Genomic DNA, 26,125 nt, shown 5'->3' with positions numbered 1-26,125 from the left:
ACCATGATCGACAGAACCGCGGTCCGGAACAACGCGAACTACCTGCGCAACGTCAGACCGATCGACCCCGAGGAGATCGCCGAGTACATCGAGGGGACGCCGCACCCGGCGGTCGTCCGCGAGACGCTCCGCGAGGAGGCGTTCGACCTCCGGCTCCGCGAGCGCGAAGACGGGGCGTTCGTCCCCGTCGAGGAGTCGCCCGTCGACCCACCGGGCTGGGCCCCGGAGGCGCTTCCGGAGGCGTACGCGTTCGCGGTTGAGGACCTGCTCGTCCGCGAGTACGGCGCCAACTGGCACCGCGGCGAGTCCGGCGACGAGCTCCGCGAGCGGGTCCGCCAGCTGAAGACGGACTACCTCTACGAGAACGAGGTCGAGTACGACCGCGTCGCGGCGCTCGGCTACGCGATCTACCACCTCCCCGCGTACTACGCCACGGTCGGCCACGTCCTCGACGACCTGACCGAGAACGGCCTGCTCGACCGGACGCTCCGCGTCCTCGACGTGGGAGCCGGCGTGGGCGGCCCCGCGCTCGGCCTCCACGACTACCTCCCCGACGACGCGATCGTCGAGTACCACGCCGTCGAGCCGAGCGCCGCGACCGACGTGCTCGACCGGCTCTTGGAGGAGACCGGCCGCAACTTCCGGACGACGCTCCACGAGGCGACGGCCGAGGCGTTCCTCGGTCTCGACGAGGGCGAATCGCCCGCCGCAGCGACCGACGACCCCTTCGACATCGTGATATTCGGTAACGTGCTCTCGGAGCTCGCCGACCCGGTCACGGTCGCCGACGCCGCCCTCGACGCGCTCGCGCCCGACGGGAGCCTCGTGGCGTTCGCGCCCGCCGACCGGAACACCGCGGTCGGGCTCCGGCGGGTCGAACGGGCGCTCGTCGCGTGCGACGGGGACGGCGCCGGCCCGGGACGCGACGCCGAAATGTACTCGCCGGCGCTCCGACTGTGGCCCGACGCGGTCCCGAGCGATCCGGGGTGGTCGTTCGACGTGGCCCCGGACCTCGCGGTCCCGCCCTTCCAGCGCCGGCTCGACGAGGCGACGGCGCGCGGCGAGACCGACGAGCCGGGCGAGTTCGTCAACGTCGATGTCCAGTTCGCTTACTCGATACTCCGCCCCGACGGGCGGCGACGGGTCGACATCGAGGCGAGCGCGGAGCGGTGCGCGCGCATGGCCGAGTCCGAGCGCCACGTCACCGACCGGGTGAACCTGCTTGCGGTGAAGCTGAGCCACGACCTGAGCGAGGGGGACAACGCGCTCTACCGTGTCGGCGACGGCTCGCAGGCGACCGACCACTACCTCGTCTGTACCCGCGAGACCGCGCTGAACCGCGACCTCCGCGAGGCCGACTACGGGTCGGTGGTCTTCGTCGAGAACGGGCTCGTCCTCTGGAACGAGGACGAGGGCGCGTACAACGTCGTCGTCGACGACGAGACGGTGGTCGACCTCGTCGCGCCCTGAGCGGTCGCGGGCGCCGGGTCCGACGAGCCGGACCGCTCCGGCTCAGCCGTTGGCGTACGGTTCAGTCGCTGGCCACCGGTTCGATCAGGTCGGGCGCGTCGACGCTCGGCGAGTTCACCCGCGTCGACACCGGGTGCGCGGTGAGGTCGTCGCTCGGGTACGGGTCGAGCAGCGCTGCGGCCTCGTCGGGGCCCCCGTGGAGCCACGTCTCCTCCTCGCCCGCGTCGGGGTCGAGTATCACCGCCATCCGGTGGTGGAGGTCAGCCACGAGGTCGTTCGGCTCGGTGGTGACGATCGAGAACGTCTCGACCGCGTCCGGTTCGTCGCCCGTCTCGCCGCCCTCAGCCCCGCCGCCGAATGCGCCGAGCCCCGTTTGGGTCGTCTCCGGCGTCGGCGGCTCCCACCGCTCGTAGATCCCCGCCATCGCGAACGGGCGGTCGTCGTCGAACGCGACGCGGTAGGGGGTCTTCCCGCCGCCGCGGTCGCCGCCGACCCACTCGTAGAAGCCGTCGGCGGGGACGAGACAGCGCCGGCGCTCGAAGGCGTCGGCGAAGCTCCGCTTCTCCCGCACGGTCTCCGCGCGGGCGTTGATGAGGTCGAACGACTCGTCCGCCCACGACGGGGTCAGCCCCCACTCCATCCGGGTCGTCTTGCCGGGATCCCGGTCCGCGATCACCGGTAGCGACTGCCCAGGCGCGCAGTTGTAGCTCGGCTCACGGTCGCCGAAGTCGGCGTCGAACCGCGCTTCGAGGTCGGCGGTGGGGGTGAAGAGGGTGTAGCGGCCGCACATATCGTCGCGTTGGAGCGGGAGCTACTTAGTCCCGCGACGACCGCCCCGGCTCCGGGAGCAGGTCCCACCGGTCGGCGATGATCCCGTCGACGCCGGCTCCGAGGAGCCGCTCGACCTCGTCGCGGTCTGTCGCGGTCCACGCGTTCACCCGCAGCCCGGCCTCGTGTACCGCATCGACGAACCCCGGCTCGGTCGCGACGTCGATCGGGGGGTGGACCGCGACGCAGCCGAGGTCGGTCGCCGCCTCGACCGCGCGCTCGGCGTCCCCGCCCGCGACGAGCAGCGCGCGCGCAGTCTCGGGGTCGCGGTCCCGCAGCGCCGCGAGCGCCCGAGGGTGAAACGACGAGAACAGTACTTCGTTCGCCGCCCGCCGGGCCGCGTCGAGCGCGTCGCCCGCGACGGCCGGCTCCTTGACCTCGACGTTGACGGTGAGGTCGTCGGGCCCGGCGTCGAGCGCGCCGTCGAGCCGCGGGATCGACTCCTCGGAGCCGAGGACCGTCAGTTCGCGGAGTTCGCTCCAGTCGGCATCCGCGACGGGTCCGGACGCGTCGGTCAGTCGGCCGAGATCCGCGTCGTGGACGACGACGAGTTCGCCGCTCGCACACCGTCGCACGTCGAGCTCGACGGCGTCGACGCGCGGTGACGCGCGCTCGATCGCTCCGACCGTGTTCTCCGGGTACTGGTCGGCGCAGGCGCGATGCCCGATCAGCGTGACATCGTCTGGGTCTGTCCGTGTCATCGCGGCGCTCGCGCCTCGCCCTCCCGTCGGTTCGCTCGCTCGATCACGCACGGCCCTCGGGCCCGGACCGTGTTAGCTCTTCGTCGGTCGGGGCCGCCCGCCCGCTCCCGTCGGCTTTTTAGCTACGCGTCGCGCCGGAACGGACATGCGCATCGAGAACAGCTTCATCCCCGTCGAGGGGGTGGGCGAGACGACCGAACGACGCCTCTGGGGGCGGGGCGTCACCACGTGGGAGGCGTTCGACCCCGGGGTCGACGTCGCGGGCGTCGGGACGACGACCGCGGACCGGATCGAGTCGTTCATCGCGGAGGCGCTGACGCGGCTCGACGACGGCGACGCGACCTACTTCGACCGCGAGTTCCCCTCCGGCGAGCGCTGGCGGCTCTACGAGAACTTCCGCGAGGAGACCTGCTTCTTTGACATCGAGACCACCGGCCTCGACGAGCGCCGCGACCGCGTGACGACGGTCAGCTTCCATCAGGGCGGCGAGACGACGACGCTCGTCGCGGGCGAGGACCTCACCGCGCGCCGGCTCCGGGAGCAGTTCGCGGACGCGAGCCTGCTCGCGACGTTCAACGGCGCGCGCTTCGACGTCCCCTTCCTCGAAACATCCTTCGACGTCGAAATCGACACGCCCCACCTCGACCTGATGTACCCGGCCAAGCGGATCGGCCTCTCGGGCGGGTTGAAACCGATCGAGAAGGAACTCGGGATCGACCGCGACCGCCCGGACATCTCCGGCCGCGACGCGGTGCGCCTCTGGCGTGAGTACGAGCGCGGCGACGAGGAAGCGCTGGAGACGCTCGTCTCGTACAACCGCGAGGACACCGTGAACCTCCGGGCGCTCGCAGACGCGGTCTGCGAGGCCCTCGACGATGAAGTGTTCGTCGCCGCCCCGGACGGAGACGGCGACTGAGGGGGATCCGATAGCTCGGCGGGTATGGACCGATCGAGTGGCCGTCGCCGAGGCCGTTACCGACGCAGGACGGTGCCGCTGGATCCGACGACGACCGCGTCGCCGTCGACGTCGACCGCGTTCAGGTTCTCGCCGGTCGGCGTGTCGAGGACGATCCGGTCGTCGGCGGTCGACTCCTGAACCACCCCGCCGCTGCCGACGACGTAGCCGGCCTCGCCGTCGGTCTCGACGTCGACGAGGTCGGCGTCGCCGAGGGCGTCGGGCGTCCAGTTCGCGCCGTCGTACGTCAGGAGCGTCCCGTTGCCGCCGGAGACGGCGACGTCGTCGGGGGCGTCGCTGTCGAGGCCGTAGAACGTCACGTTCGCGTCTTCGATGCCGATCGCGTTCCACGTGACGCCGTCGTCGGTGGCGAACACGCGCCCGTTCGTATCGATCGCGTGTCCGCCTCGGGGGGCGTGGAAGTCGATCGCGGGGAGCGCCGAGCCGCTCCCGGGCGTGACGTAGTCCCACGTCCCCGTCGCGCCGTTCTCGAAGCTGTAGTAGATCTTCCCCGAGTCGCCGGCGACGTACACGTTCGCCTCGCCGGCGGCGCCGGTGACCGCGACGTCGTTGTAGTTGTTCGTGTTGTCCATCGGCGCGGAGCGGTCAACGAGCGTGTCCGTCGCGGGGATGTACTCGCCGATGGCGCCGCTCGCGCCGACGAACCAGACGCGCTCGCCGTCGTCGGTGACCGACGCGCCGTAGAGGTTGTTCCCGTTTCCGGTCGGGCCGCCGTCGCGGAGCGTCAGCCAACCCTCCTCGGCGGGCGCGGTGAGCACGCCGCCGCCCCCGACCGCGAAGCGACCGGCGTTCGCCGACACCACGTCGTGAAGCGTGCTGTCCGTCTCTGTCGCCTCGACGGTCCAGTCCCTCTCCGCGGCCGCGGCTACGCTTGTCACGCTTCCCGATGCGACGATCGCGCCCAGCCCCGCCAGCGTCGCGCGGCGGGTCGCCGTCAGTGATCGGCTCATGTCGCACTCGGCCGTTTCGGCGGCCGTTGTAAGTGCCTTGTGTCCGTTCAGATAATTTGTGAAATTAAAACGGCTAAAATCGGGTTAAACGTCCGCCGAACTGGCGGCTCATCTGCGTTAATGTGTCTCTTCAGGCTTCGATACAGCTGTTCTGGGATCGGCGGGTACTGGCCGAAGACGTTCTCTCCCGGTCAGGAGTCGTTCTCTGACTCGACCGCCTCCGTCGCCGCCCCGGCGTCGGCGGTCACCGCTGCGGTCCCCTCGGCGTCGGACTCGCCGTCTGTCTCGGGGGCGTCGTCCTCGCGCGCGGACTCCGTCGTCTCGTTCTCGGTCCCGTCGCCCGGATCGGCGTCGTCATCTCCGACTCCGTCCGACTCCTCACTGTCGACTCCGTCCGGCTCCTCGCTGTCGACTCCGTCTGACCCTCCGGCTTCGGCTCCTCCCCCTTCCTCGACTTCGTCCGCCTCGGTCTCGGGGCCCGTCCGCTGTACCAACTTCATCTCGCCGCGCGCCCTGAGCGTGCCCTGTATCTCCGCGCCGTCGTACACCACGAGGTCGCCGGCGGAGACGTCGCCGAGGACGCGCGCGCCGGCCTCGACGGTCACGGTTCCGCCCCGGGTCGTCACGTCGCCGTGAATGACCGTCTCCGCGCCCACGGTGATGTCCTCGCGGGCGCGCAGCGAGCCGAACACCTCGTTGCGCTCCCCGACGCGGATCGACGCCGCGCGGAGGTTGCCGTGGAGCCGGCAGTCGTCGCCCACGGTCGCCGGCGTCGACACGCGCCACGCGTCGTCGGCGATCTCGGTGCTCCGCGGGATCAAGAGTGGGTCGCGGACGTCGTCGCCGTCGGCGAGCGCCTCGGCAAGTTCGTCGGCCGCGTCGGTCTCGCCGACGCGCAGCAGCTGCGAGAGGACGATGAAGTAGAAGACGATCGTCGGCACCGGGTTGCGGATGACGATCCAGCCGTTGGCCTCGAACCCCTCCTCGATCGTCACGTCGTCACCGATGTCGAGGTCGCCCGACACCATCAGGCGCCCGGTGACGGTGACCCGCTCGCCGAGGTACGCGTCCTCGCCGACCAACACGTTGCCGTCGACGGAACACCAGGTGTCGAGCCGGCAGTCTCCCTCGGCCTCGATGTCGTCGCCGACGCTGACGCGCTCGCCGATCGCGACGTTGCGGCCGCGGACGCCGAGCTCGACGGTCGACTGGCCGCCCACGAGCACGTCGCCGTCGACGACGACGTCGTGCTCCTCGACGGTCGTCCCCGAGGGGATCGCGAGCTCCTCTATCGGGCCGCCTCCTCGCAGCGACACACCGGGAGCAGTCGCCCCGCGCGTATAAACGGTACGGGGCGTCGGACGAACGTCGGACGCGAGTGAATCGCTCTCGCACGGGATCGCGGTCGCGGTGCTTTTCAGTGCGCCGCCAAACGGACAGGTATGGGATTCGGATCGTACGACGAGAGCGAACAGAAGGACCAGGACGTCGATACCGACGAGGACGACGCGGTGAACGTCCACGAGAACGACCACGACGGTGAGGTCTCCATCGAGGGCGACGCCGACACCGACGACCTCGTCGGCCGCCTCTCCGAGATGCGCGACGAGGACGACGACTGAACTGCCCCTCTCCTGTCACGCTTCGACGCGACTCGCCGCCGACCGGCCGTGGCCGATGTGCGTACAGTTCGCACACCTGATTCGGATTTATCTGTTTCCGCGGCGTGTGTTACTCTATGCCACGGAGGCACAAACTATCGAACCGATCTAGCCGTTCGACGCGGAGCAACCGCCGGAAACGGACGCGCGGTCCCGATCGGCTCGCCGCCGCCGACTCGGAAGATAGCGACGGCGAGGACGCGAGCGCCGATTCCACTTCGGCCGCGACGGTCGCGCTCGCTCGCCGCCTCTGCGCGAACGGGAACGAACAGGCCTGCGAGACGCTCGAACGACTCTGCGAGTCCGGCCACGACACCGCCTGTAACGCGATCTGACCCGGACCCACGGCCGACCCGCCGCGGGCAGGTCTCGTGATACACCTCGAAACCGCCGACTCCCTGTGTTCGTGCCGCTTATCCCCTCTCGTCGAGTATCTGAGCGCATGCGTACCGAACTGACGTTCACCGACCGCGGGGTCGACGTCGTCTACGAGGGGACCGAGTTCGAACTGGAGAAGACGCTGATCGAGGAGGCCACCGGGAAGTCGTACCGGGACGTCACCGACCACGAGGTCCTGACGATCGTCGCCGAGGACCCGGAACTCGACGGCGAACCGGTCCGGATCGGCGATGTGTTGTGACTTCTCCCACGACTACACTCGTGGGCTTTCCTCACTGAGGGGTAGGTCCACGTCTTCGGGAGTTCGCAGGTTCCATCTCACCGCTGGTTCCTTCGAGTATGACCTGCCTTGCGGGCTGGGCCACGACAGCCCCCGCCGTCGATAGCGGGCTCGTGATCTCCTTACCGACGGCCCGCTGCCCGATATTTGACGCAATCCTCGCGAGGAACGGGTCTCGCGCCGGTTAGTAGAGTAAGAAATATATAACGTTAGATCGAATTTACATCTAGAGGTGACCACTCCATGCGACCTCAGACGCGATACCGCATCGGACGAGCCGTTCACATGCTCGTGACGGTACTGACCCTCAACCTCGGACTGACCCGCGAATCGGCCCCGCTCATCGCGGGCGGCGCGGTGCTGTTCGTCGCGTTCTTCCCGGTCAGCCGGACGCTCGCCGACCGCGTCGGTCACACGCCGATCGACGAGCGCACCCGCGAGATCACGCGGACCGCCGCGAGCCGCGCCGTGATGCTGCTGTTCGGGGCCGCGCTCGCCGTCTTCCTCCTCGGGTCCGCTCTGGAGGCGACGGGCGGACTCGCCGGCGTCGCGGCGACCGCCTACGCGCAGGCCCGCGTCGTGGTGGTGTGGGCCGCCGTCGCGATCTGCGTCTCCTCCGTCGCCCACGGCACGCGGGCTTGGGTCCGACGGCGGGGCGTGGAGGCGTGACCGTGGAGTTCGAGACGCGTATCCGGGAGCTCCGCGAAGAAGCGGGGTTGACGCAGGCCGAACTCGCCGACCGCGTCGACGTGACCCGGCAGACGGTCCTCTACGTCGAGAAGGGTGAGTACAACCCCTCCCTGGAGCTCGCGTGGCGGATCGCGCGAGAGTTCGACGCCCGAATCGAGGAGGTGTTCGAGCTACCCGATCGACCGCGGCCGTGAGCGGTCTCGGCGGTCCTCCACCGCAGCCACGCCGCTCACTCCGCGGCGACGAGCTTGTACCCGCCGCCGTCGGTGTCTCCCCCCTCCGGGTCGGGCGCGCGCTCGGCGTAGTAAATCTCCCCGTCGACGACGCGTGGCGCGCTGGTGATCCAGCCCTCGTGGTCGACGCGCCACACCTCGTCACCGGAGTCGGCCTCCAGCGCGTAGAGCGTGCCGTCCTTCGACCCCGTCAGCACGCGGTCGCCGGCGACCGTCGCGCAGCCGGTGAGCGGGCGGCCGGTCCGGAAGCGCCACTCCACGTCCCCCGTCGCCGCGTCGAGCGCGTACAGGTGGTCGTCGTGACTGCCCATGTACACCACGTCGCGCTCGGGGTCGATCGCGGGCCCCGTCATCGAGAGGTCGCCCGTCTCGAAGCGCCAGTCCTCCTCGCCCGTCTCCAGGTCCACGCGGTACACGTTGAAGTCCCACGAGCCGAAGAAGGCGGCGCCGTCGTACGTCGCGATCGGGCCCTTGATCTCGCCGTCGTTGGACGCGGGCGGGTCGGTCGCGAAGCGCCACTGGAACTCCAGCTCCGGGAAGCTCCAACAGTAGCAGTAGCCGTCGTTCGACCCGCACACCATCCGGCCGGCGGCGAGCGAGATCGCGGGCGAGGAGTGGGGGTGGTCGGTGGGACGGTGGTCGGGCTCCTCCCACGTCACGTCCCCCGTCGCCGCGTCGACCGCGAACAGCCGCCCTTCGGGGTTTGGAAACTCGACCGAGACGTACAGCTCCCCGTCGAGGTACAGCGGGCTCGACCCGATCGAGCCGCCGAGGTCGGTCGACCACTCCAGGTCGCCGGAGTCGAGCGCGAACGCGTAGAGGACGCCGTCGTACGCGCCTACGTAGGCGCGACCGTCCGCGACCGCGGGCGTCCCGTGGATCCCGCGCCCTCCCGCATCGGTCTCGCCGCGCCAGCGAACGTCCCCGTCGGTCGTTATCGCGAGGAGGTCCCCCGTGTCGCCCGGGAGGACGACGCCGCCGTCCGGGGTCGGCACCGCGCTCGCCTTCGCCGCGCTGTGGTCGCCGGTATTGACCGCCGGGATCCGCCACGCCTCTTCGACCGCGTCGGCCACCGTCTCGTCCGGGTAGTACCCCCACCGCTCCAGCGAGCCGCGGAACTGCGCCACGCCCGGAGGTATCGTCTGTCGCGTCGCGTCCCCCGCGCCGGGGTCTACGTCCGGGGCCTCGCGGGGCCCGTCCACGGGCGGGTTGTCGAGCGAGGCACAGCCGGCCGCGGCGGTGGTCGTCGCTGCGCCGACCGCGGCGAGCCACTCGCGTCGGGAGCGGGCGTCGGTCATCGGGCTAGCCCTCGGGTCGGTGTCGCTTTAGTGTGGCGGCCCCGTCGGCGGCGAGCGCGTCGATGGCGCGCGTCCGACCGGACGACTTTTTCCGACGGTGGCCGAAGCGAGGGTATGGACCTCGGATTCGATCTCGGCGCGAACGTCCCGTCTGGCGTGTTCACGCTTCACGCCGTCATCGCCGTCGTGTTCCTAGGACTGGCGGGCCTGAACGGGGCGAACGGCGAGGCGATCGGACTGGCGATCTACCTCGCGATGGCGGGCATGATCGCGCTCGTCGGCTTGCTCGCCGGGCGGATCGTGGCTCGCCGCTGACCGGAACTTTGCCGACGCTTCGCGAGACGCGGTCGATACCCGTCGAAGCCGTCTCGACCGATCACTCCCGTCGGCCTCGGTGAGCGCGATCCGCCGTCGGGGACAGGCACCACGGCGCCCACAAGGGGGGGGGGCGAGAAGCTCTCGAACCCGTTCGTCGACGCGTAGGGATCCAGACACAACGTCCCCGATACGTATCGCGACTGCGTCCAGCGCCTACGACCGACGTGGGGCAAGCATCAGGTACCGCAGCACGTGGAAGAGCTGTCTGCCGTGTTTCCAAGCGATCCCGCGCGGTTTCTGAATCGAGCGCGTCTCTGCGGGAACCTCTCCGATCCTCGCCCCGTTGGCGGCCGCCTCTAACACGAACGTCCCACAGGTACAGGCCGTGTCGAGATCGAGCGACACGGCCAGTTCGCGACGGAGCGCGCGGAACCCCGTACCCGAGTCCCGCACGTCGATCTTCAACCGCGCCAGTTCGTTGAGTAGCCGTTCCGAGGGGCGCGGAATGGTCGATCTGGCACCGAGAACCAGATCCAACTTGCCGTCTCTGACCGGTCGAACGAGACGGTCGACGTCTTCGGGACGGTGTTCGCCGTCGGCGTCGAACGTGACGACGATCTCGGACGTCGCCTCTCGGAACCCGCGTTTCAGCGCGCGGATATAGCCCGCGTTCTCCGGCTGTCGAACGACGTCCGCTCCCGCGTCCTCGGCCTCCGCCGCCGTGGCGTCCGTCGAGCCGTCGTCCACGACCAGCACGGCATACTCGTCGACGAGATCACGAACGACCGGCCCTATCCGACCCGCCTCGTCGTAGGCCGGAACGACAACGGTGACATCGTCCATGAGCTATATTGCCAACACCTGCTCCTATATGTAACGTGTATACGCCGGCTCCCAAGCACGCACTCACCGAGCTACTGTAGTCCGCCGATTGGGACCTCTGAAGCAAGAGTATGGGGCCGGAGGGACGAACCAAACTCGCGATTACCCCTATGTCGGTACGTTGAGACGGCCGCGTTCGGTGTCGTTGTCATGAATCGTCCTCCTCATCGCCGATCCCGGCGATATCGAGGTCCGCAGTGTACTCCTCTCGGCGTTCTGCCATTTTCCGATGCCGGTCCGCCTTGTCGTAGTAGCGCTTGATCGTGTCCGGGTCAGCGTCGACGCGCTCGCTGATCACTTCGATCGGGAGGCCGCGGTCGCAGTGCCACGTGAGCGAGCCCGTCCGGATGTGGTGGGGCGCTCGCGACGAGGGACACTTCGAGGCGTGCGAGCGCTCCGTGAACTTACAGCTCCGGCGACGGCGCCCGTGTGGGCACTTCATGTAGAGGCAGGGCTGTGTCCCCTGATAGGTCCACGAGCGGATCGTCGTGTCCGTGACGCGGCCCTGTCGGCCCGCGAACAGCGGCTCGCGGCCGTGCTCGTCGCGCTTGTCCGACCGCTCCCGGGCGATGTACGTGTCGAGGGCGTCGACGACCGGCTCCGAGATGCGCACGACGCGCTCGCCCTCCTCGTTGTTCTTCAGGGGCGTCCCGGACTCCGGCCGGTGGTTGAAGTCGAGGTACCCGTTCTCCGGGTCGTAGTCACCGAGGTCGAGGCCGACGACGGCGCCGAGCCGGCAGCCCGTGTTCCAGAACACTTCGAGGACCGCGTGCGGCGGGGTGCCGAAGCGGGCCGGGTCGTTCCGGTAGAACTCGAGGAGCTGCTTCGCGTCCTCGGTGTCGAGCATCGTGTCGCTCGTCTCCTGTGACCGCGTGAGCTTCGGGACGTGGACCTTCTCCGGGAGGTCCTCGTCGACGGCCTCGATCGTCGCGAGGTACTGGACGACCTGCGAGACGGCGGTCATCTTTCCCTTCACGGTCGCCGGGGCGTTGTCCTCGGCGCGGAGGTGGCGCTCGTACTCGTCGAACAGCCAGCCGGAGAGGTCGCCGACGCGCTCGACGCCGCGCTCCTCGCACCAGTGAACCCAGCGCGTGAGGCGGTTGTCGTAGCTCCGGATCGTCTTGTCGGAGTTCTCCATCGAGCGCTTCTCGAGGAACCGGTCGCGCGCTTCCTGCGGCGAGAGGTCCGACGGGTTCGCGGGCGGCGAAGACGGCTTCCGGCTCATCGGTCGTCACCCATTTCCTCGATACGGTCGCTCACCGGGTCGAACTCCCACCCGGCGACCGATCCCCCGTAGAGGTCGCCGTACGCGTCGACCACGTCGGTCGCGGTCGCGCGGTCCGACGGCGCGCTGCGGTCCGGGTTCGGATCGTTTCGCGCGGCGTCCCGGCGCCGGTCCTGAACCAGTTGGAGGAGGAGCGCGTTCCGGAGTTCGAGGGCGTCCGCGATGCGGGTGAGGTCGTCATCGCGGTCGCGACCGCCGTCGGCAACCAGCCGACGGTTTCCAGCAAACTTTTCCGCATCTATCCCTTGGGATCTCTCGGTGTGATCGGCGCACCGTGTCAGAGGCACGCACCTGCGTGTTCCTCCCTTTCTGCCGCCGAAACCGCGTTCGGGTTCGTCGTCGGTACTCCCCGGCTGATCGATACCGCCGTCGGTTACGAGTTCGCGCTCCCCGGCGTGGTAGCGGAGGTCCTCGACGAGCGAGATCGCGCGGTCGGCGTCGAGGTCGCGCCGGAACCGATCGCGAAGGTCGAGTTCCTCGACGACCCGACTGTCCTCGCGAACGGTGAGGTGCGCGACGGTCTCGCCGTCGGCGCCGTGACGGCGGTCCACAAGCGCGTAGAGCGACTGGAGCACGCTCCGGTGGTCGGCGAGGAGTCGGGCCGCCCGGTCGCGCTCCGCGTACGCCAGCACGGACCCGTGGCGATTGCGCCGCACTTCGACCTCGATGCTCGGACTCACGATTCCTCACCCCCTGCGTCGAGGGCGGCGTCGATCGCGTCGCGGCGCCCGGCGAGCAGCTCGCGAGCGCGGTCGGTGACGCGGTAGGCGTTCGTCCGGCCGTCGAACCGTTCGCTCTCGATCAGGCTCTCGTCTTCGAGGTCGCCGAGGTTGCTGTACAGGCGGCCGTGGTTGATCGGGCCGGAGTAGCGCGCTTCGAGGCGCTCCTTCAGCGTCAGGCCCTTCGGCAGTTCCTCGCCTTCGACCTCGGCGGCGACGAGGAGGAGGTCGCGCTGGAACCCGAGCAGGTCGTACCAAGCGGTGTCGTCGCGGGTGGGCTCGTCGTCGGTCGTCTCGTCACGGTTCGGCTCGTCGGTCGACTGGGTGTGGGCGTCGCTCATGGAAGTGGCTTCAGACGGCATCGGTCGGTCGTCGCGTGCGGTGCTGGTCGCGGCGTCGTGGGTCGCCATGCGTCGGGGTCGGCCCGATGCGCGGTTTAGTGTGTCCCGGCCGGTTCCGAATGGTTCCGGATGGTCGCGACCTCGGCGGTGTGTCCGGGTTTTCGTGGTTCGGGATGGTGTTCCGGACGGGGCGCTCGCGTCGCTCATCGGTCGGGGTACAGGTCCACCTCGCCGCGGAACTCGCGGAGCGTGGTCTGGGCGACGTCGTGGCTCGCGCGGTCGGCGCGGACGAGCGTCGCGAGCGCTGCCGGGTACTCGTCAGTCAGTGTCGATGCCGCGTCTCGGACGGGAGTTTCAAGCCCCCGCGTGGTGTCGGCGTACATGGGTTGCGTGCTGTAGCACGGAACCCCACACGGGCCGGCTGTTGGCGCAGCGCGGCCCGCGTCCTTTTCAGGCACGGCCGTCGTTGACGACGGCTGAGTGGGTCCGTGAGCGTAGGATGTGGGTTCTGCCATTATAAATATTGTCCCTACAATATGCCAAATACGAACGTTATAACATAATTGGAAACTTATCGTTCCAATTGGGGGCGTTCGGAGGAAATAACGCACATGAGCCAGAATGGAGACTCAATGCCGAAGGAGGAGCGTAGACGAACAATTCTGAAGTTCCTGAATGACCGGCAGGTAATGCTTCCTCCGAAGCCACTTCACGATAATCTGGAAGTATACGAGGAGGTCACATTCTCTTACAGGACTACTAAACGGCTCTGTAAGGAACTCGTTGACGAAGGGCTTCTAGAGCACGTTGAGAGGGGGAAGGGGTATTACAAAGTCACTGACTGTGGCCGTGCCTACCTCGCAGGCGAGATCGACGCTGACGAACTGGAAGACGTCTGAAAACTGAACCTGATATTCACGTGCCGATCGTCGGCTTCAGTCCCGCCACTTGGTAGCTCTACCGCTCACCAGATTCTGATTGCGGCCAATCATCATCGATCTGCTCGATCAACTCGGTTACTGGTAGGTCCTGTTCGTCCGCGATATCGTCGACAAGTTCCCATGCCCGCGCTTCACGCTCGTCCAGTTCTCGCGGATCTCCCGCGTGCGCTGTGAGTGCTTCCGCTACGAGCAGCCAATCTTGAGGATGCCATTCGCACATCGAGATGCGTTGGTCGCGTTTTCTGGTTTAAATCTGAGCATGGAGATACGCCTTCAAGATTGTTTGGAACCTCATTTGATGATCAATAAATTTATATCAAATAATATGATATATTAGTATCAAATGGTTAATCCCGAGGCTGTATACCAGTTTGACGGGTGGTTACGATTCAATGGACTGTATTTTACTGAAGTCCAAGGAGATGTCAATCCAGAATCTATCTTTGAAGATAACGACTTCACGCTCTACAGGGGTGGTGCGCCAAATTCACCTGATGAAGGCTACCGTCGCACCGACCTAGCGGATCATTTCGAAGAGACAGGAGACCTAACTGGAGGTCTATCGAATCTGGCAGAAGACTTGGTAACATATGAGTACGTTTCTGAGAAGTGGGTCTCTGTTCCTGCTGTAGATGAGGGTGGAGAAGAACACGATGAGTCATTCCAGCCTAAGCATAGAACTATTGATATTTTCTGGGATTATGACGACATCATGGTGTTCAAAGGCCGAAAATCCACGATCATAGACAAGCAAAAAGACATTCGTGGGGGGCTTGCTGGTGACCTTCGAATAGAAGAAGTGGACTTTCACTTCGATTTCCTACTGTGGCTCCTTTATCAGAGTCACCTAGGGAACGATCTCAGCTCCAATCTTCGTCTCAATAGTATCTCCGACTGTAAGACTGTGGGTGCCGCTACAGACTCTACAGTTGCTGTCGGTGGTGAGTCAGAGGTTGTTCGATCGGTACCGTTCATCACAGCGATTCTTGATGGAAACAAGATTGATAATTTAGAAGGTGACTTTTTCCTCGACTCTACGTACATTGTTGCCGAGATTGACTCTGAAGGATGGACGCACGTCAAGGCATCTCGGGAAGACATGGAAAAGTTGAGTGACTTGCGCCAGATGGGAATGGCAGTCCAATTTGTCACCGAGTTACTGAGGCTCTATGAGAAGTGGGTGAAACTTGATCCTGAAGATCAGTACCCGCCTCAGGAATTCCTCGAAGAACTCGTTGAACTATGCGAGGACGAGGGGTACGTGCCAATGCGGGAACCAGACGAGCTTTATGATGAATACGAGCAGAAACGCAATGGTGTTATTCGAGGCCCTAAAGCGGACTATAGTCTCTCTAAGTTCGAATAATGCGGTTATTCTACTTCCGGTAGAAGGGCAAGTATGTAGTTGGTGTAGTTCAAAGGCTCACTCACGAAGGATCCATATGAGCATTAGTGGGATCGGCAAGGCAGACGATCTAGAGAAATACTGGTCGCCAGCCTTGTCTGAAAAGGCCGACAGGTTAGAAATAAAATCGGCCAACAGAGGACATACATCCCCCATAGTAGAGGAATACCCATATGCTCAGCAGATTACTCTTAGTGGTAAATTTGTTTACCACCAGAAGGGAAGACGTGGCTTCTCTCCAACAGCAAACGGTACATACGAATACCGAGCAGCGTCTGGGCTCTTTCTCATTGAGATAGAGCAGAGTAACATGGAGGCTGACAAGGTATTTAGCGAGATCAACTCAGTAGTTTCCGAGTCTGCTCAGGTAAGGCCTATCAAAGCCATTGATCGTCGGTACCTCTGGAGTTTCTTTGAACAGGCTGACCAAGTCATTAGCACTAAAGTCCGGGGTCCAGATGGCGAAAAAAGCCTGCGCAATGAGATAAAAACAGCGGGGAAAAAAACAGGTGAAACTGGTGAGATTGGTACGTATGAATTCAGTAATAATTTAGAGGATTATCTTCTCCTTTCAGCTAAGGCTAAATTCACATCGCCAGAGTCTGATGAGCCACTTGTTGTTAAATATCACAAGGGCAGGTTTGAGATCCCGTCAACTCCCTCTGATGGCGCGGAATATATCATCCAATTACTAGAGCGGGAGATCATAGCACATAGCGAAAATTAACTGTGTCAACCGTCTTAATTCCAATAATAGTTGGGATCCTTGTCTTTTCAGCTACATTGGATTGGGCACACTACTACGACAAAGTACCTGCGTTTATACAGGACTATCGTGAGTCGAATTTATATTGGGGCTCTGCGTTCGTTGGAGCGATTTATGGCTCGATAGAGACCCCGATTCTGAACTCTCCTTTTCTTGTTATTCTTATATTCATCTTACCCGCAGGTTGGTACTTCCAATTTAGAGGCCCCTTCGGATTACAATGTAAGTATCAACCAATAGACGGTCACACAGGATTAATCGATTCTTTTCGCAAAAAGAAAAATATTGCCGAATTTGAGGACGATGAATGTGTTCTACCGTTGGAAATACAGGCAGGGAAGCATTTAGAAAACTATCGTATCAAGTTCAGCAATCCTGAGGGAACTAGGATGTTTATCGACTACAGACACGATAAAATAAAGAACTACGATTCTCAAGATGACATATTAACTATCAAAGGAAAAGGAAAAGATGACATCTCAATTGGTGTGTATCTAGAAGACATCTCTCACGAAGCGAGACATGCGGAACCGTTCCAAGTTATAGAGCCTAGGAGCGATAACATACTGACAGAAGTCGCAATCACGTAGCTAAAGAGGCTATCTGTTTGTCAGTCGACCAAGCTTGAGTGACCTTATGGGGGGTGAAATTCCCTCATAAAACGGATATCTACACTAGTACTATTGCGCCGGTTAAACACAGAGTCTCGAACCTATCTGCGACGTATCAATCAGGCGGAATTCAGGGCGATTCGCCTGTGTTTGCTCAAATGACCGGGAAACCCTCAAGAGACCACTCTCACAAGACCTGTCTATGAGCGACGTGGTCTACGCGATTCGGATTTCTCACCTCGAATACTCCGGGCTCAAAATCATGGACATCAAGCTCGGCAAGTCCACCGACATCGAGAACACCCTCCGCCAGTACAGCCGGGGCAACCGCGACACCGAACTGCTCGACATGTGGACGCCGAACCCCGACAAGACCCTTTCCACCGCCGAGCGCGGCGTCCATGCGGTCGCCGAGAAGTACGCCTACGACAAACAGAGCGAGAAGTTCGTCTTCCTCCAGGGCGCGTACCAAGAGTTCGCCGAGACGGTCAACATGCTCCTCCAGAACATCAGTCGCGAGGACCTCACCGCGGAGTCGGCGTCGAGCGAGTCCGACGACGTCAACGACTACACCGGTACGACGCCCTCGGTGATCAAGATCCTCGGCGAGACGCACGACGTGGACAGCTGGGCGGACGCGCTGACTGTGGGTGTCGCGACAATCCTTCACGACGTGGATGATCAGGAGCGCATCACCGAGATCGACGGCCGGACGCGGAGCTATTTCGTAGAGGAAGGTCGGCAGTCGGACCTGTTCAAGCCCCGGTGGATTCCGGATACCAATCTGTACGTGGAGACCAACTCCTCCGCGAACGACTGCGTTCGGAGGATCGAGCAGGTGTTAGAGAAGTACGGGTACGACAGGGCTGAACTGGAGGTATTTACTCGAGAGACCAGCTAAGCGGTTTCTACGCTCGTTCTCGACCAGTAGAACTACTGGCTCTGCCGAAACTCTTCACTATTGACAGCCTCAACCTGACAGATCGAGAGTGTGTAATCAGCAACAGGGGTCCTTATTTTAATCAATCTACTCTGGACCACTCGTCCGGCCACCCATGAGAGCAAGTTCAAGTCTTTGCCTCGGCGCGTCTTTTTTATTTATAGTTAACATGTAGTATACTATGTCATCCGCCCCACAACAGGTGGTTCGTATTCTCCATGTTGATGACAATCGGGACTTCGCTGACCTGACCAAAACGTTTCTCGAACGCGAGAACGATCGATTCACCGTCGAAACAGCAATCAACCCCGACGAAGGACTGGAACGAATCAGTGACCGGCCGCCCGACTGTGTGGTCTCGGATTACAACATGCCTGACACGGATGGGATTGAGTTCCTTTGCGCACTCCGTGAAGAGTACCCCGACCTTCCGTTTATTCTGTTCACCGGTAAGGGTAGCGAGGATGTCGCGAGTGAGGCGCTCAGGGCAGATGCGACTGATTACATTCAAAAACAGTCCGGGTCCGAACAGTACGAACTACTCGCCAACCGCATCCAGAACGCTGTCTCACAGTACCGGTCTAAAATCCAACTCCGTGAAACGAAAGAAGAGTATGTCACCGTATTTGAGGGCGCACTAACCGGTCTCCTGTTAGTCGATGTCGAACCCGATGGGTTCCGGTATCAACGATGTAACCCGCGAGCGATTGAACTCATCGGCCGAGACCGGGAAGATATCGTCGGAAGCACTCCAAGTGAGGTTCTCGGTACAAAAAATGGAAAGAAGGTCTGTGGAGCATATCGAAAGTGCATTGAGTGTCGTGAACCTGTTAAGTATACCCTCACTCTTGATTTTCCAGACGGCCAGGCTGTTAGACCGGGCAGAGTCACACCAATCGAATTGGACGGTGAGATCACCCAACTGGTCGTCTCGTTCTATGATGATTCCGAAGCGCAGCAACAACGGGAGACGTTAGAACGACAAAATGATCTGTTCAGCAAAGCTCAGGATCTTGCCAGCGTGGGCGCGTGGGAGTACGATATCCAAGAAGATCAAACCAGTTGGACCAGGCAGGTCTACGAAATACATAATCAGCCGGAAGATGTGCCCATAGACGACGAAGCTGTTTTAGAATTGTATCACCCGGATGATCGAGAAAAAATTCAAGAAACGTTTACAAGCCCAAGCAAAACTGTCGAATCATACGATTTAGAGCTGCGTCTTCAGCCTACAGACGGAGAGACACGGTGGGTGTCCATACGTGGGCAGCCACAGGTAGTGGATGGAGAGGTAGTCAGGGTCCGCGGGGCAATTCAGGACATTACCGAGAAAAAAGAGCGTGTCCAAGAGATATTAGAGCTGAAACAGCAGTACCAAACGCTGTCCGAGAACATACCGAACGGTGCGGTCTTCCTGTTCAACGAGAATATACAATATGAACGTGCTCGTGGAAAGGAACTCAGTAAAGTCGGTCTCTCCCCTGACGAGATTGAATCAGCAACCCCACACGATGTCTTTCCGACCGAACTCGCTGAAGAACTCACTCGCTACTTCACCGAGGCGCTGAATGGAAACAGCAACACGTTCACGCAGACGCTCGGAGAGGACATCTATCGGAACCGAGTAGTGCCTGTTGAAATCAGCGATGAACCAACTAACTACGGACTGGCACTAACACAGAACGTGACGGAGCAAATTGAGCGTAGGCGAGAGCTTGAGAGACAAAACGAGCAGTTAGAGGAGTTCACCAGCATCGTCAGCCACGATTTGCGGAGTCCACTCCAAGTGGCCGACGGACGGTTGGAACTACTCGAACACGAGTGTGAGAGTGACCACATCGATGATCTTTCACGGGCACTTGACCGGATGGACGCGCTGATCGAAGACCTGCTGACACTGGCACGAGAGGGTGAGCAAGTCAACGAGATCGAAGAGGTCGAACTTACAAACGCAGCCACGAACAGTTGGCAAACCACAAATACGGAACAGGCAACCCTCGAAACTGATACATCATGTGTCTTTGAGGCCGACCGGAGCCGCCTCCGACAGCTGTTCGAAAACCTCTACCGGAACGCTATCCAACACGGCGGCGACGAGGTGACAGTCTCTGTTGGCGAGATGGACGGCGGGTTCTATGTGGCAGACACGGGATCAGGCATCGCTAAATCTGATCGTGAAAAAGTGTTCGAGGCAGGATACTCGGCTGCCGGCGAGGGGACTGGATTTGGCCTGCGAATCGTCAAACAGGTTTGTGTCGCGCATGGGTGGGAAATAACCACGACTGAAAGCGAACTGGGCGGGGCCCGATTCGAAATCACCGACGTTGAAAAGAGTAAGTGACGGTAGAATTCTAGATTCAGCACGGCTCTAGTGACATATCAGAGATTGAGAATTTTAATGGGGCCGACGTGCTTCGCTGTATTATATACCTATCGGCTTTGTTAAAGTCCTCAAGAAGTGATATATTCTCACCTGAAACAGCCGGTTGACGTGAGCTGCGTATCTATCTCCCGCGAACGAGTGGCGGCACGAAGGCGTAAGCACAGACAAGTAGACTGGCAATGAAGAGAGGGAATGCCAATGGTTCTTCTCGAATGATTAGCCCTGTTGCAAGAACCGATACCGCTACAGCGACGAGTGCTGTGCGGATTGAACGGAGATGTGCAAGGAGCACCGTCTGCTCGCCAGCCATATGTGGAGCATACGTGTATTCGGTATTAGCCTTGTGGAGTGAGGCTACTGTCTTGACAGCAACCAGGTCAGAACATATCACTTGCTGAGGATTTCAATAGAGCCCCTGTATCCGATATCCGCCATGACGGCTATATACGTCCTACTAGAGTGAAAAACAAACACGAGAATCCGGAGAATCTTGTTTAGTCCTGCTCTACGAATGCCAGTGCTCTGAGTCTAGCCGGTGTTCATCCGCTTACTGTGATCTAGCCTCCGGCTCAAAGTTCATCACCAACCGCTCTTTCGCATCCTTCGCTTCCCCACGCTTCCCGTTGCTGATGAACCGCTTCTCGTCGCGGTCGAGCACGTACACGTCCTCGAACGTCCCCGGCAGGTCCTCGTACGAGCAGATCCAGTCGCCTTCCAGTCCCGCGAGCCCGTCGACGAGCGCCTCGTGGTCGATCGTGTTCACGAGGTAGTAGTCCTCGTAGCCGACGTACGGCGGATCGCAGTAGAACACCGTGTCCTCGCTGTCGTATTTCTCGAAGACGTCGGCCCAGTCGAGGTTCTCGACGACCACGTCCCCGAACCGCTCGGCGAACTCGTCGAGGCGGTCGACCTTGTTCGCGTACGACAGCGCCCGACTCGACACCTTCGAGGTCCCGAACCCGGCCGGCCCGTCGTACTTCCCGCCCCACTGCGTGCACCGGAGGTAGAAGAACTGCCCGGCGCGCTCGATCGGGTCGCTCGGCCGGTAGCCGTTGAGGAACTTGTGCGCCCACTCGTCGTAGAGCTCGCGCGAGTACGGCGTTCGGTCAAGCCACGCGACCAGCTCCTCCGAGCGGTCGCGAAGGACCTCGAAGAACTGGACGAGGTCGCCGTCGCGATCGTTGTACACCTCGACGTCGCTCGTCTCCGGGTCCTTGTTCGCGAGCACGCCGGCGGCGCCCCCGAACACTTCCACGAAGCAGGTGTGCTCGGGAACCTGATCGAGGATCCACGACGCGAAGCGGCTCTTCCCGCCGGGGTAGGGGAAGACGGCGTCCGCCATCACCGATCCCCTTCCAGGCGCTCGCCGACGACGTCGGCGACGCGTTTGACCCAGTTTGGAATCACGTCGTCGGGAACGTCGTTGCCGTCGTTGAACGCGCGGAGGATCTCCAGCGAGCCGTTAGCGATCCGCGCGTCGAACTCCCAGTTCAGTTCGTTCGCCGCTTCGATCTCGACGCGGAGCGTGTGGTTCGCGTCGACGCTGGCGACAGCCCGGGCGTAATCCGGGCTCCGACCGCGAATCCTCTCGTCGACGAGACTGATGTCGAACTCTTTCGTCTGCGCGCTACCGCCGTGGACCGGTTGCTTCGAGGCCATACCAAGCGCTGGTCGTCGGCCGTGGTTTAGGCTGACCCGTGGGGTTCCGGAGGCTTCCGGAGGACCCTGAAACCGGAGCAGTCCCCCGGTTCCACGTGTTCTGAATGGGGTTCTGGATGGCCTCTGATCCTCCTACGATACTCGATTCTGTAGACCCCGAATACGGTGTGCGTGTTCAGCCAAAGAGGTCGTTGGTTCAGCGACGAGTCCGGTGGCGGCGACCGGCGAACAGCGAGCGATGTCGTCGGCTATTCCGAGACGAGGGTATCGTCTTTGGCCACTACCTCGTCGCGTTTCCGGTCCACGAAGAGCGCGTCTTCCCACTCAGAACCGTCAGTGTCCGACTCCTCTGAAACGTCTTCGAGATTTTCTAGTCTCGCGGCCGTATCGAATCTGGCGGCCGACAGTGACCTGTGAGCCTGCCCGCCAATCGCTTCGATTTTGTGCCGGGCCCCACCAGGGACGTAGACGAACTCCATCGGGCCGATCTCTAAGGTTTGGTGACTTCCGTCCTCGCGTTCAAGAGTGTATCTAGCTCGTCCCTCAAGACACAGGTTCACCTCATCAAGTCCAGGAACGTGCGTATGCCAGTCAATCTCTCCGGACGGTCCGAGCTCGAAGTAGAGTAATCGAAACTCGTTAGTCCTGATTATCAGTGGAGAGTGGCGAACGCCCTCGGAGTCTCCCTCGTGAGCCTCCGGAGTCTGAACCTTGTACATCGTCTGCTCGGGGAGGTGCTTATGAGCAAGGTCTTCCGGTGTCAGATCCGAGTCATTTTTCTGACCCATGAACCGATATCAAAAGGCACGAACTTGATTGTTTTCATGCCATTAGGGAGCCTCATAGAGGCTGTCAACGAGAGGTGGTTTGTATTCTGCTGAATTCATTTGATGTCCACAGAAGGTCCATCCGATCCGGTATTGGGCGGCTCAAGGGAGTCGATCCGGCTGTGAATCGAGATCTGTCTTTGCGTCAGATCTGTTTGGAGATTTGTTCCGAATGCTCGGCGCCGACGAGACTGTACCGCTTCGACCCGCGATCCCACTCGACGTCGACGAGGTTGTAGTGCTCCAGCTTCGGTAGGTGGTTATCCCGGAGGGACCGCAGCGTCACAGGGTCTTCGTGCGCTTCCTCGTACTGTGCGTACAGCTCCTTCTGGATGAGGCCGTCCTCCTCGGTGAGAACCTCGTACAGCGCCCGCTGGTGCGTGTTCAGTTTCGAGATAGTCTTCTGTCGAACCTCCCGCTCTGCGTCGGCGACCGCATCCTCGATGAGCCGCCCCGGGATCGCGGACAGTCCCTCGCGGGAGGCCATCCGCGCCGCGACCCGCAGGCCCGCGATCGCCTGCCGCGCGTCTCCTTCGGAGAGACGCGCGATACGCCGGAGTACGTCCTCGTCGACGGCGTTCGGGCCGAGCCCCTCGCGAGCCCGCCGAGAGAGGATCTCTGTTATCGCGTCCTCGCCGTAGGTATCGAAGTTCACGCGGTAGGCGACGCTGATACGGGAGGTGACTCGCTCGTCGAGGTCCGCGAGGAGGTCGACCTCGCGGTTCGCGATGCCGATCCACGAAATCCCGCGAATCTCGTGGAGGTCGTAGAGGACCTTGTTCTCGCGCAGCTGGTCGACCTCGTCGAGAATGACCACCCCGGGCCCGTCGAGGTCGGCTGTGATGCGGTCGATGAGTTGCCCCGTCGAAGCGGACCGCGGGAGCGCGGCGCCGACGAGGTCGCGGGAGATCTGTTCGAGGACCGCGTTCCGCGTGTAGTCCTGCCAGCAGTTCACGTAGGCGTAGGGGACTTCGAGGACTTCCTGCCGGAGCTCGCGAACGGCGGCCTTCGCGACCGTCGTCTTCCCGACGCCGGAGGGGCCGAACAGGAAGCAGTTCTCGGCACGGACGTCCTCTTGAATCGGTGCGAGCGCGTCCGTTACCTCGTTCATGTGCCGATTCCGGCCAACGATGGTGGAGGGGAGGTGATCGTCGTCGAACACCGTTCCGTCGCGTATCACGTCTTACCCGGTCACGGCGTGGGTATATAAGCCGACGGCAGGGTGTTCCGGATGGTTCCGGATGGGTCCGTATCGACAGAGCGCTTATTCGAGGTGTCCGCGAAAGGCGAGTATGGCGAGTGAGACACGCGACGCCCGCGACGGAGAAGGCGTCAAATTCATCCACGAGGACGACGGCTCGATTACCGCGAAGGACATCGAGACCGGTGTCGCCTCCTTCGGCGATACGAAGGCGGAAGCCCTCCGGATGCTCGCGGAGGCGATCGAACTCCACGAGGGCGGCGGCGAGCCGATCGACGACGAGGAGGCGTTCCTCGAGGAGATCGGCGTCGACCCGGATGAGGTCGACGACGCTGGCGAGCCGCCGTGGGAGTAGCTCCGGAATGGTCTATGCGAGTTTTGACGGCCGAGAGATTGTGAAGGCACTACGATGGGGTACCGACCAGTTGGACGCGAGAGGAGTCACGTGGAGCTCCGGTACGACCACACCAAGACCGACGAGGTCCGCGTCGTGAGTGTTCCGCTCACCGACAGCGACCAGATCTCTCAAGATGCGTACCGGTCGATCGCCGACCAGTGCGGTGCCGACGACTTCGAGGCGTGGTGCGAGTGGATCGACGAGCATCGGTGACCTGCCGACTTGTGAAAGAAGTCGTCAACGAACCCCCTGTTTTCGCCCCGATCACGCCGAGGACCTCGTCGGTTCTGCCGTACTAAGTGCTATCTTCTTTTGGAAGTTCGTATGCGATTAGAGGCGACCAACAAGGAGGACCAGTACAAGTGCTGGCTCACGGACGACGACCTCGAGGAGCTCCGCCGCGCCGCCGGGGGCCACCGCGACGACCTCGTGATACAGCTCGGCGGGTTCGTCGGGCTCCGCGCATTCGAGATTCCGCAAGTCACGCCGAAGCACGTGAAGCGGACTCCCGACGGCGACCACTTCCGGCTCCGCGTGCCCGAGGGGAAGGACACGACCGGGAGCGGCGGGAAGCCTCGCGACGCCTACCTCCCGCGGGACGTCGAGGGCGACATCCACCGATACGTCCGGTCGGAGGACGTCGGTCGCCACGAGCCGATCGTCGACCTCTCCGAGAGCGGCGTCCGAGCGGTGGTCAAACGCACGGCCGAGGGTGCGGCCGAGGCGACCGGTGACGAGGACTTCCGCCACGTGTCGAGCCACGATCTCCGGCGCCGGTTTGCGCAGCGGCTTCTGGTGGACCGACAGATGAACCCGCGCGTCGTCATGACCGTCGGCGGGTGGGACTCGTTCCAGGCAATTGAGCCATACCTGAACGCGCCGACCGCTGAGGTAGTAAACAAAGCATTCGAGCAGGCTGGATTTGAGTAGCCTCAGAATTTCTATGAGCCGGCTAGAGTCAATCTGAGAACAGACTAAGCTAAATTCCTCAACCGCTGACAGGTTCTAGTAGTCCTGCTGAATACAGCGCGCGTATCGGTCACGCACCCTTTTCGACACCGGTAATTTCGAAGCGGGCCCCGCCCCCTTTGCTCTCAGTCACGATGATCTCCCACCCGTGCGCGTCGGTGATTTGTTTGACAATCCGCAGGCCGAACCCGGTCCCGTCCTCATTTGTCGAGTATCCCGCCTCGAATACGTTCTCACGGTCAGGCTCGGGGATTCCGGGGCCGGTATCTGCCACGTAGAAGCCGTCTTCTATCACACCAACGGACACTGTCACGTCGTTTCCGCCATGTGCTATGGCGTTTTGGTAGAGATTTTCGAACAATTGCTGGATCCGACTCTGGTCGGCTTCGATGACCTGTGTTGCGTCGATGTCGAGTGTTGCTTGTCGCGTCTTCACAGTTTGCCAACTGTTCTTAGCTACGTTCGCAAGTCCAATCTGTTCGATCTCATCAACTCGGCTACCTTCTCGTGCCAGTGTCAACAAGTCCTCAATAAGCGCGTCCATCCGGTCAAGTGCCTGTGCTACGCCGTCGATATGGTCACTCGCACACTCATCCCGAATCAGTTCCAACCGTCCTTCGGCCACGTGGAGTGGGTTCCGTAAATCGTGGCTGACGATGCTGGCGAACTCTTTCAAACGCTCGTTCTGTCGTTGTAATTTTTCTTCGTACTCTTTCTGCTCAGTAATGTTGGTGGCGATGCCACAGGTGGCATATACAGAGCCATTGTCAAACAGTGGGACAATCCGGGTGAGAAAGTATTGACGACCGTCGTCGGTCTGAATGACCTCTTCGATCTCGACCTGTTCTCTCGTCTCATACACTCTTTGGTCGTTCTGCTGAAATTTCTCAGCCACTTCCGCCGAGTGTAAATCTGCTGCCCGTTTTCCGGCGATGTCGGTATCGTCAGCAATGTCAAACAGGTCCCGATGATATTGATTCATATACACGTACTCG

At 62.3% G+C, this 26,125-nt stretch carries 33 protein-coding genes; 17 read left to right on the top strand and 16 right to left on the bottom strand.

The window, feature by feature from the left end:
- Positions 1–3: 3 nt before the first annotated feature.
- On the top strand, positions 4–1,470 hold the full coding sequence (locus EXE47_RS03200) for a small ribosomal subunit Rsm22 family protein (RefSeq protein WP_089307802.1): 1,467 nt from the start codon (positions 4–6) through the stop codon (positions 1,468–1,470).
- A 61-nt stretch (positions 1,471–1,531) separates the two neighbouring features.
- On the opposite strand, the gene EXE47_RS03195 is transcribed toward EXE47_RS03200, so the two are convergent.
- Together EXE47_RS03195 and EXE47_RS03190 are read right to left on the bottom strand one after the other, a co-directional pair.
- Positions 1,532–2,260 carry an SOS response-associated peptidase gene (locus EXE47_RS03195; protein WP_089307801.1) on the bottom strand — a complete coding sequence of 243 codons (729 nt, stop codon included), beginning with the start codon at positions 2,258–2,260 and terminating at the stop codon, positions 1,532–1,534.
- 25 nt (positions 2,261–2,285) lie between these two features.
- Complete coding sequence (locus EXE47_RS03190) at positions 2,286–2,999, bottom strand: glycerophosphodiester phosphodiesterase (protein ID WP_137708005.1); 714 nt, start codon at positions 2,997–2,999, stop codon at positions 2,286–2,288.
- A gap of 145 nt (positions 3,000–3,144) precedes the next feature.
- Here EXE47_RS03190 and EXE47_RS03185 point away from each other — a divergent pair, with 145 nt between their 5' ends.
- Positions 3,145–3,915 (top strand): ribonuclease H-like domain-containing protein, encoded by a 771-nt coding sequence (locus EXE47_RS03185; protein ID WP_089307800.1) that lies wholly within the window; start codon positions 3,145–3,147, stop codon positions 3,913–3,915.
- A 56-nt stretch (positions 3,916–3,971) separates the two neighbouring features.
- Here EXE47_RS03185 and EXE47_RS03180 read toward each other — a convergent pair whose 3' ends face one another.
- Together EXE47_RS03180 and EXE47_RS03175 are read right to left on the bottom strand one after the other, a co-directional pair.
- On the bottom strand, positions 3,972–4,853 hold the full coding sequence (locus EXE47_RS03180) for a hypothetical protein (RefSeq protein ID WP_199237861.1): 882 nt from the start codon (positions 4,851–4,853) through the stop codon (positions 3,972–3,974).
- A gap of 263 nt (positions 4,854–5,116) precedes the next feature.
- Positions 5,117–6,241 (bottom strand): polymer-forming cytoskeletal protein, encoded by a 1,125-nt coding sequence (locus tag EXE47_RS03175; protein WP_089307798.1) that lies wholly within the window; start codon positions 6,239–6,241, stop codon positions 5,117–5,119.
- A gap of 126 nt (positions 6,242–6,367) precedes the next feature.
- Here EXE47_RS03175 and EXE47_RS03170 point away from each other — a divergent pair, with 126 nt between their 5' ends.
- The 5 genes from EXE47_RS03170 to EXE47_RS03145 all read left to right on the top strand — a co-directional run bounded on the left by EXE47_RS03170 (position 6,368) and on the right by EXE47_RS03145 (position 8,149).
- The gene (locus EXE47_RS03170; RefSeq protein WP_049929958.1) at positions 6,368–6,547 is read left to right on the top strand and encodes a DUF5786 family protein; all 180 of its coding nucleotides are present in this window, start codon (positions 6,368–6,370) and stop codon (positions 6,545–6,547) included.
- 116 nt (positions 6,548–6,663) lie between these two features.
- Positions 6,664–6,921 carry a hypothetical protein gene (locus tag EXE47_RS03165; protein ID WP_049929956.1) on the top strand — a complete coding sequence of 86 codons (258 nt, stop codon included), beginning with the start codon at positions 6,664–6,666 and terminating at the stop codon, positions 6,919–6,921.
- A 107-nt stretch (positions 6,922–7,028) separates the two neighbouring features.
- Positions 7,029–7,226, top strand: coding sequence for a DUF5800 family protein (locus EXE47_RS03160; protein WP_086215320.1), 198 nt, complete (start codon positions 7,029–7,031; stop codon positions 7,224–7,226).
- A gap of 324 nt (positions 7,227–7,550) precedes the next feature.
- On the top strand, positions 7,551–7,934 hold the full coding sequence (locus EXE47_RS03150) for a hypothetical protein (protein ID WP_137708041.1): 384 nt from the start codon (positions 7,551–7,553) through the stop codon (positions 7,932–7,934).
- A gap of 2 nt (positions 7,935–7,936) precedes the next feature.
- A complete protein-coding gene (locus EXE47_RS03145; protein ID WP_049929951.1) occupies positions 7,937–8,149 on the top strand; it encodes a helix-turn-helix transcriptional regulator in 213 nt (70 codons plus the stop codon).
- 35 nt (positions 8,150–8,184) lie between these two features.
- Here the strand turns inward: EXE47_RS03145 and EXE47_RS03140 are convergent, their stop codons facing one another.
- The gene (locus EXE47_RS03140) at positions 8,185–9,486 is read right to left on the bottom strand and encodes a PQQ-binding-like beta-propeller repeat protein (RefSeq protein WP_089307797.1); all 1,302 of its coding nucleotides are present in this window, start codon (positions 9,484–9,486) and stop codon (positions 8,185–8,187) included.
- Positions 9,487–9,600: 114 nt separating this feature from the next.
- Here EXE47_RS03140 and EXE47_RS03135 point away from each other — a divergent pair, with 114 nt between their 5' ends.
- Entirely contained in the window at positions 9,601–9,801 is a 201-nt protein-coding gene (locus EXE47_RS03135) for a hypothetical protein (protein WP_049929948.1), read from the top strand.
- 216 nt (positions 9,802–10,017) lie between these two features.
- Here the strand turns inward: EXE47_RS03135 and EXE47_RS03130 are convergent, their stop codons facing one another.
- From EXE47_RS03130 to EXE47_RS03110, 5 genes are all read right to left on the bottom strand, one after another.
- Positions 10,018–10,647: a glycosyltransferase family 2 protein gene (locus EXE47_RS03130; RefSeq protein ID WP_049929946.1), complete on the bottom strand. Its 630-nt coding sequence runs from the start codon at positions 10,645–10,647 to the stop codon at positions 10,018–10,020.
- A 187-nt stretch (positions 10,648–10,834) separates the two neighbouring features.
- Complete coding sequence (locus EXE47_RS03125; RefSeq protein ID WP_137708004.1) at positions 10,835–11,911, bottom strand: tyrosine-type recombinase/integrase; 1,077 nt, start codon at positions 11,909–11,911, stop codon at positions 10,835–10,837.
- Positions 11,908–12,651: a hypothetical protein gene (locus EXE47_RS03120; protein ID WP_137708003.1), complete on the bottom strand. Its 744-nt coding sequence runs from the start codon at positions 12,649–12,651 to the stop codon at positions 11,908–11,910. The genes EXE47_RS03125 and EXE47_RS03120 overlap by 4 nt, the downstream gene beginning before the upstream one ends.
- Positions 12,648–13,100 (bottom strand): helix-turn-helix transcriptional regulator, encoded by a 453-nt coding sequence (locus tag EXE47_RS03115; RefSeq protein ID WP_241997550.1) that lies wholly within the window; start codon positions 13,098–13,100, stop codon positions 12,648–12,650. Before EXE47_RS03115 ends, EXE47_RS03120 begins: the two co-directional genes overlap by 4 nt.
- 134 nt (positions 13,101–13,234) lie before the next feature.
- A complete protein-coding gene (locus EXE47_RS03110; RefSeq protein ID WP_137708002.1) occupies positions 13,235–13,414 on the bottom strand; it encodes a hypothetical protein in 180 nt (59 codons plus the stop codon).
- 249 nt (positions 13,415–13,663) lie between these two features.
- Between EXE47_RS03110 and EXE47_RS03105 the strand changes: the two genes are divergently transcribed.
- The gene (locus tag EXE47_RS03105; protein WP_137708001.1) at positions 13,664–13,930 is read left to right on the top strand and encodes a hypothetical protein; all 267 of its coding nucleotides are present in this window, start codon (positions 13,664–13,666) and stop codon (positions 13,928–13,930) included.
- A gap of 58 nt (positions 13,931–13,988) precedes the next feature.
- On the opposite strand, the gene EXE47_RS03100 is transcribed toward EXE47_RS03105, so the two are convergent.
- Positions 13,989–14,192, bottom strand: a complete 204-nt coding sequence (locus EXE47_RS03100; RefSeq protein ID WP_137708000.1) for a ribbon-helix-helix domain-containing protein — start codon at positions 14,190–14,192, stop codon at positions 13,989–13,991.
- A 123-nt stretch (positions 14,193–14,315) separates the two neighbouring features.
- Between EXE47_RS03100 and EXE47_RS03095 the strand changes: the two genes are divergently transcribed.
- From EXE47_RS03095 to EXE47_RS03075, 5 genes are all read left to right on the top strand, one after another.
- Positions 14,316–15,338: a hypothetical protein gene (locus EXE47_RS03095; protein WP_137707999.1), complete on the top strand. Its 1,023-nt coding sequence runs from the start codon at positions 14,316–14,318 to the stop codon at positions 15,336–15,338.
- A 76-nt stretch (positions 15,339–15,414) separates the two neighbouring features.
- Complete coding sequence (locus EXE47_RS03090; RefSeq protein ID WP_137707998.1) at positions 15,415–16,104, top strand: hypothetical protein; 690 nt, start codon at positions 15,415–15,417, stop codon at positions 16,102–16,104.
- A gap of 2 nt (positions 16,105–16,106) precedes the next feature.
- Positions 16,107–16,733, top strand: coding sequence for a hypothetical protein (locus EXE47_RS03085; RefSeq protein WP_137707997.1), 627 nt, complete (start codon positions 16,107–16,109; stop codon positions 16,731–16,733).
- A gap of 223 nt (positions 16,734–16,956) precedes the next feature.
- Entirely contained in the window at positions 16,957–17,655 is a 699-nt protein-coding gene (locus EXE47_RS03080; protein ID WP_137707996.1) for a replication initiation negative regulator SeqA, read from the top strand.
- A 220-nt stretch (positions 17,656–17,875) separates the two neighbouring features.
- On the top strand, positions 17,876–20,035 hold the full coding sequence (locus EXE47_RS03075; RefSeq protein ID WP_137707995.1) for a response regulator: 2,160 nt from the start codon (positions 17,876–17,878) through the stop codon (positions 20,033–20,035).
- Between the two features lie 589 nt (positions 20,036–20,624).
- On the opposite strand, the gene EXE47_RS03065 is transcribed toward EXE47_RS03075, so the two are convergent.
- The 4 genes from EXE47_RS03065 to EXE47_RS03050 form a co-directional block, all read right to left on the bottom strand.
- Positions 20,625–21,419, bottom strand: coding sequence for a DNA adenine methylase (locus tag EXE47_RS03065; RefSeq protein WP_137707994.1), 795 nt, complete (start codon positions 21,417–21,419; stop codon positions 20,625–20,627).
- Entirely contained in the window at positions 21,419–21,736 is a 318-nt protein-coding gene (locus EXE47_RS03060; RefSeq protein ID WP_137707993.1) for a hypothetical protein, read from the bottom strand. Before EXE47_RS03060 ends, EXE47_RS03065 begins: the two co-directional genes overlap by 1 nt.
- A gap of 248 nt (positions 21,737–21,984) precedes the next feature.
- Entirely contained in the window at positions 21,985–22,524 is a 540-nt protein-coding gene (locus tag EXE47_RS03055) for a cupin domain-containing protein (protein ID WP_137707992.1), read from the bottom strand.
- A 184-nt stretch (positions 22,525–22,708) separates the two neighbouring features.
- Entirely contained in the window at positions 22,709–23,743 is a 1,035-nt protein-coding gene (locus EXE47_RS03050; protein WP_137707991.1) for a Cdc6/Cdc18 family protein, read from the bottom strand.
- A gap of 112 nt (positions 23,744–23,855) precedes the next feature.
- Between EXE47_RS03050 and EXE47_RS03045 the strand changes: the two genes are divergently transcribed.
- The 3 genes from EXE47_RS03045 to EXE47_RS03035 all read left to right on the top strand — a co-directional run bounded on the left by EXE47_RS03045 (position 23,856) and on the right by EXE47_RS03035 (position 25,091).
- Entirely contained in the window at positions 23,856–24,119 is a 264-nt protein-coding gene (locus EXE47_RS03045) for a type II toxin-antitoxin system HicB family antitoxin (protein WP_137693173.1), read from the top strand.
- Positions 24,120–24,173: 54 nt separating this feature from the next.
- Positions 24,174–24,374 carry a type II toxin-antitoxin system HicA family toxin gene (locus tag EXE47_RS03040; RefSeq protein WP_137693172.1) on the top strand — a complete coding sequence of 67 codons (201 nt, stop codon included), beginning with the start codon at positions 24,174–24,176 and terminating at the stop codon, positions 24,372–24,374.
- A 111-nt stretch (positions 24,375–24,485) separates the two neighbouring features.
- Entirely contained in the window at positions 24,486–25,091 is a 606-nt protein-coding gene (locus tag EXE47_RS03035) for a site-specific integrase (protein ID WP_137707990.1), read from the top strand.
- Between the two features lie 109 nt (positions 25,092–25,200).
- Here EXE47_RS03035 and EXE47_RS03030 read toward each other — a convergent pair.
- Positions 25,201–26,125 (bottom strand): HAMP domain-containing sensor histidine kinase (locus tag EXE47_RS03030; RefSeq protein WP_137707989.1); only part of this gene is annotated, 925 nt, incomplete at its 5' end.

Source organism: Halorubrum sp. GN12_10-3_MGM, assembly GCF_005435235.1.
Lineage (GTDB): Archaea > Halobacteriota > Halobacteria > Halobacteriales > Haloferacaceae > Halorubrum > Halorubrum ezzemoulense.
The sequence above is the reverse complement of the archived record's forward strand: the minus strand, read 5'-3'. Positions and strand labels throughout refer to the sequence as shown.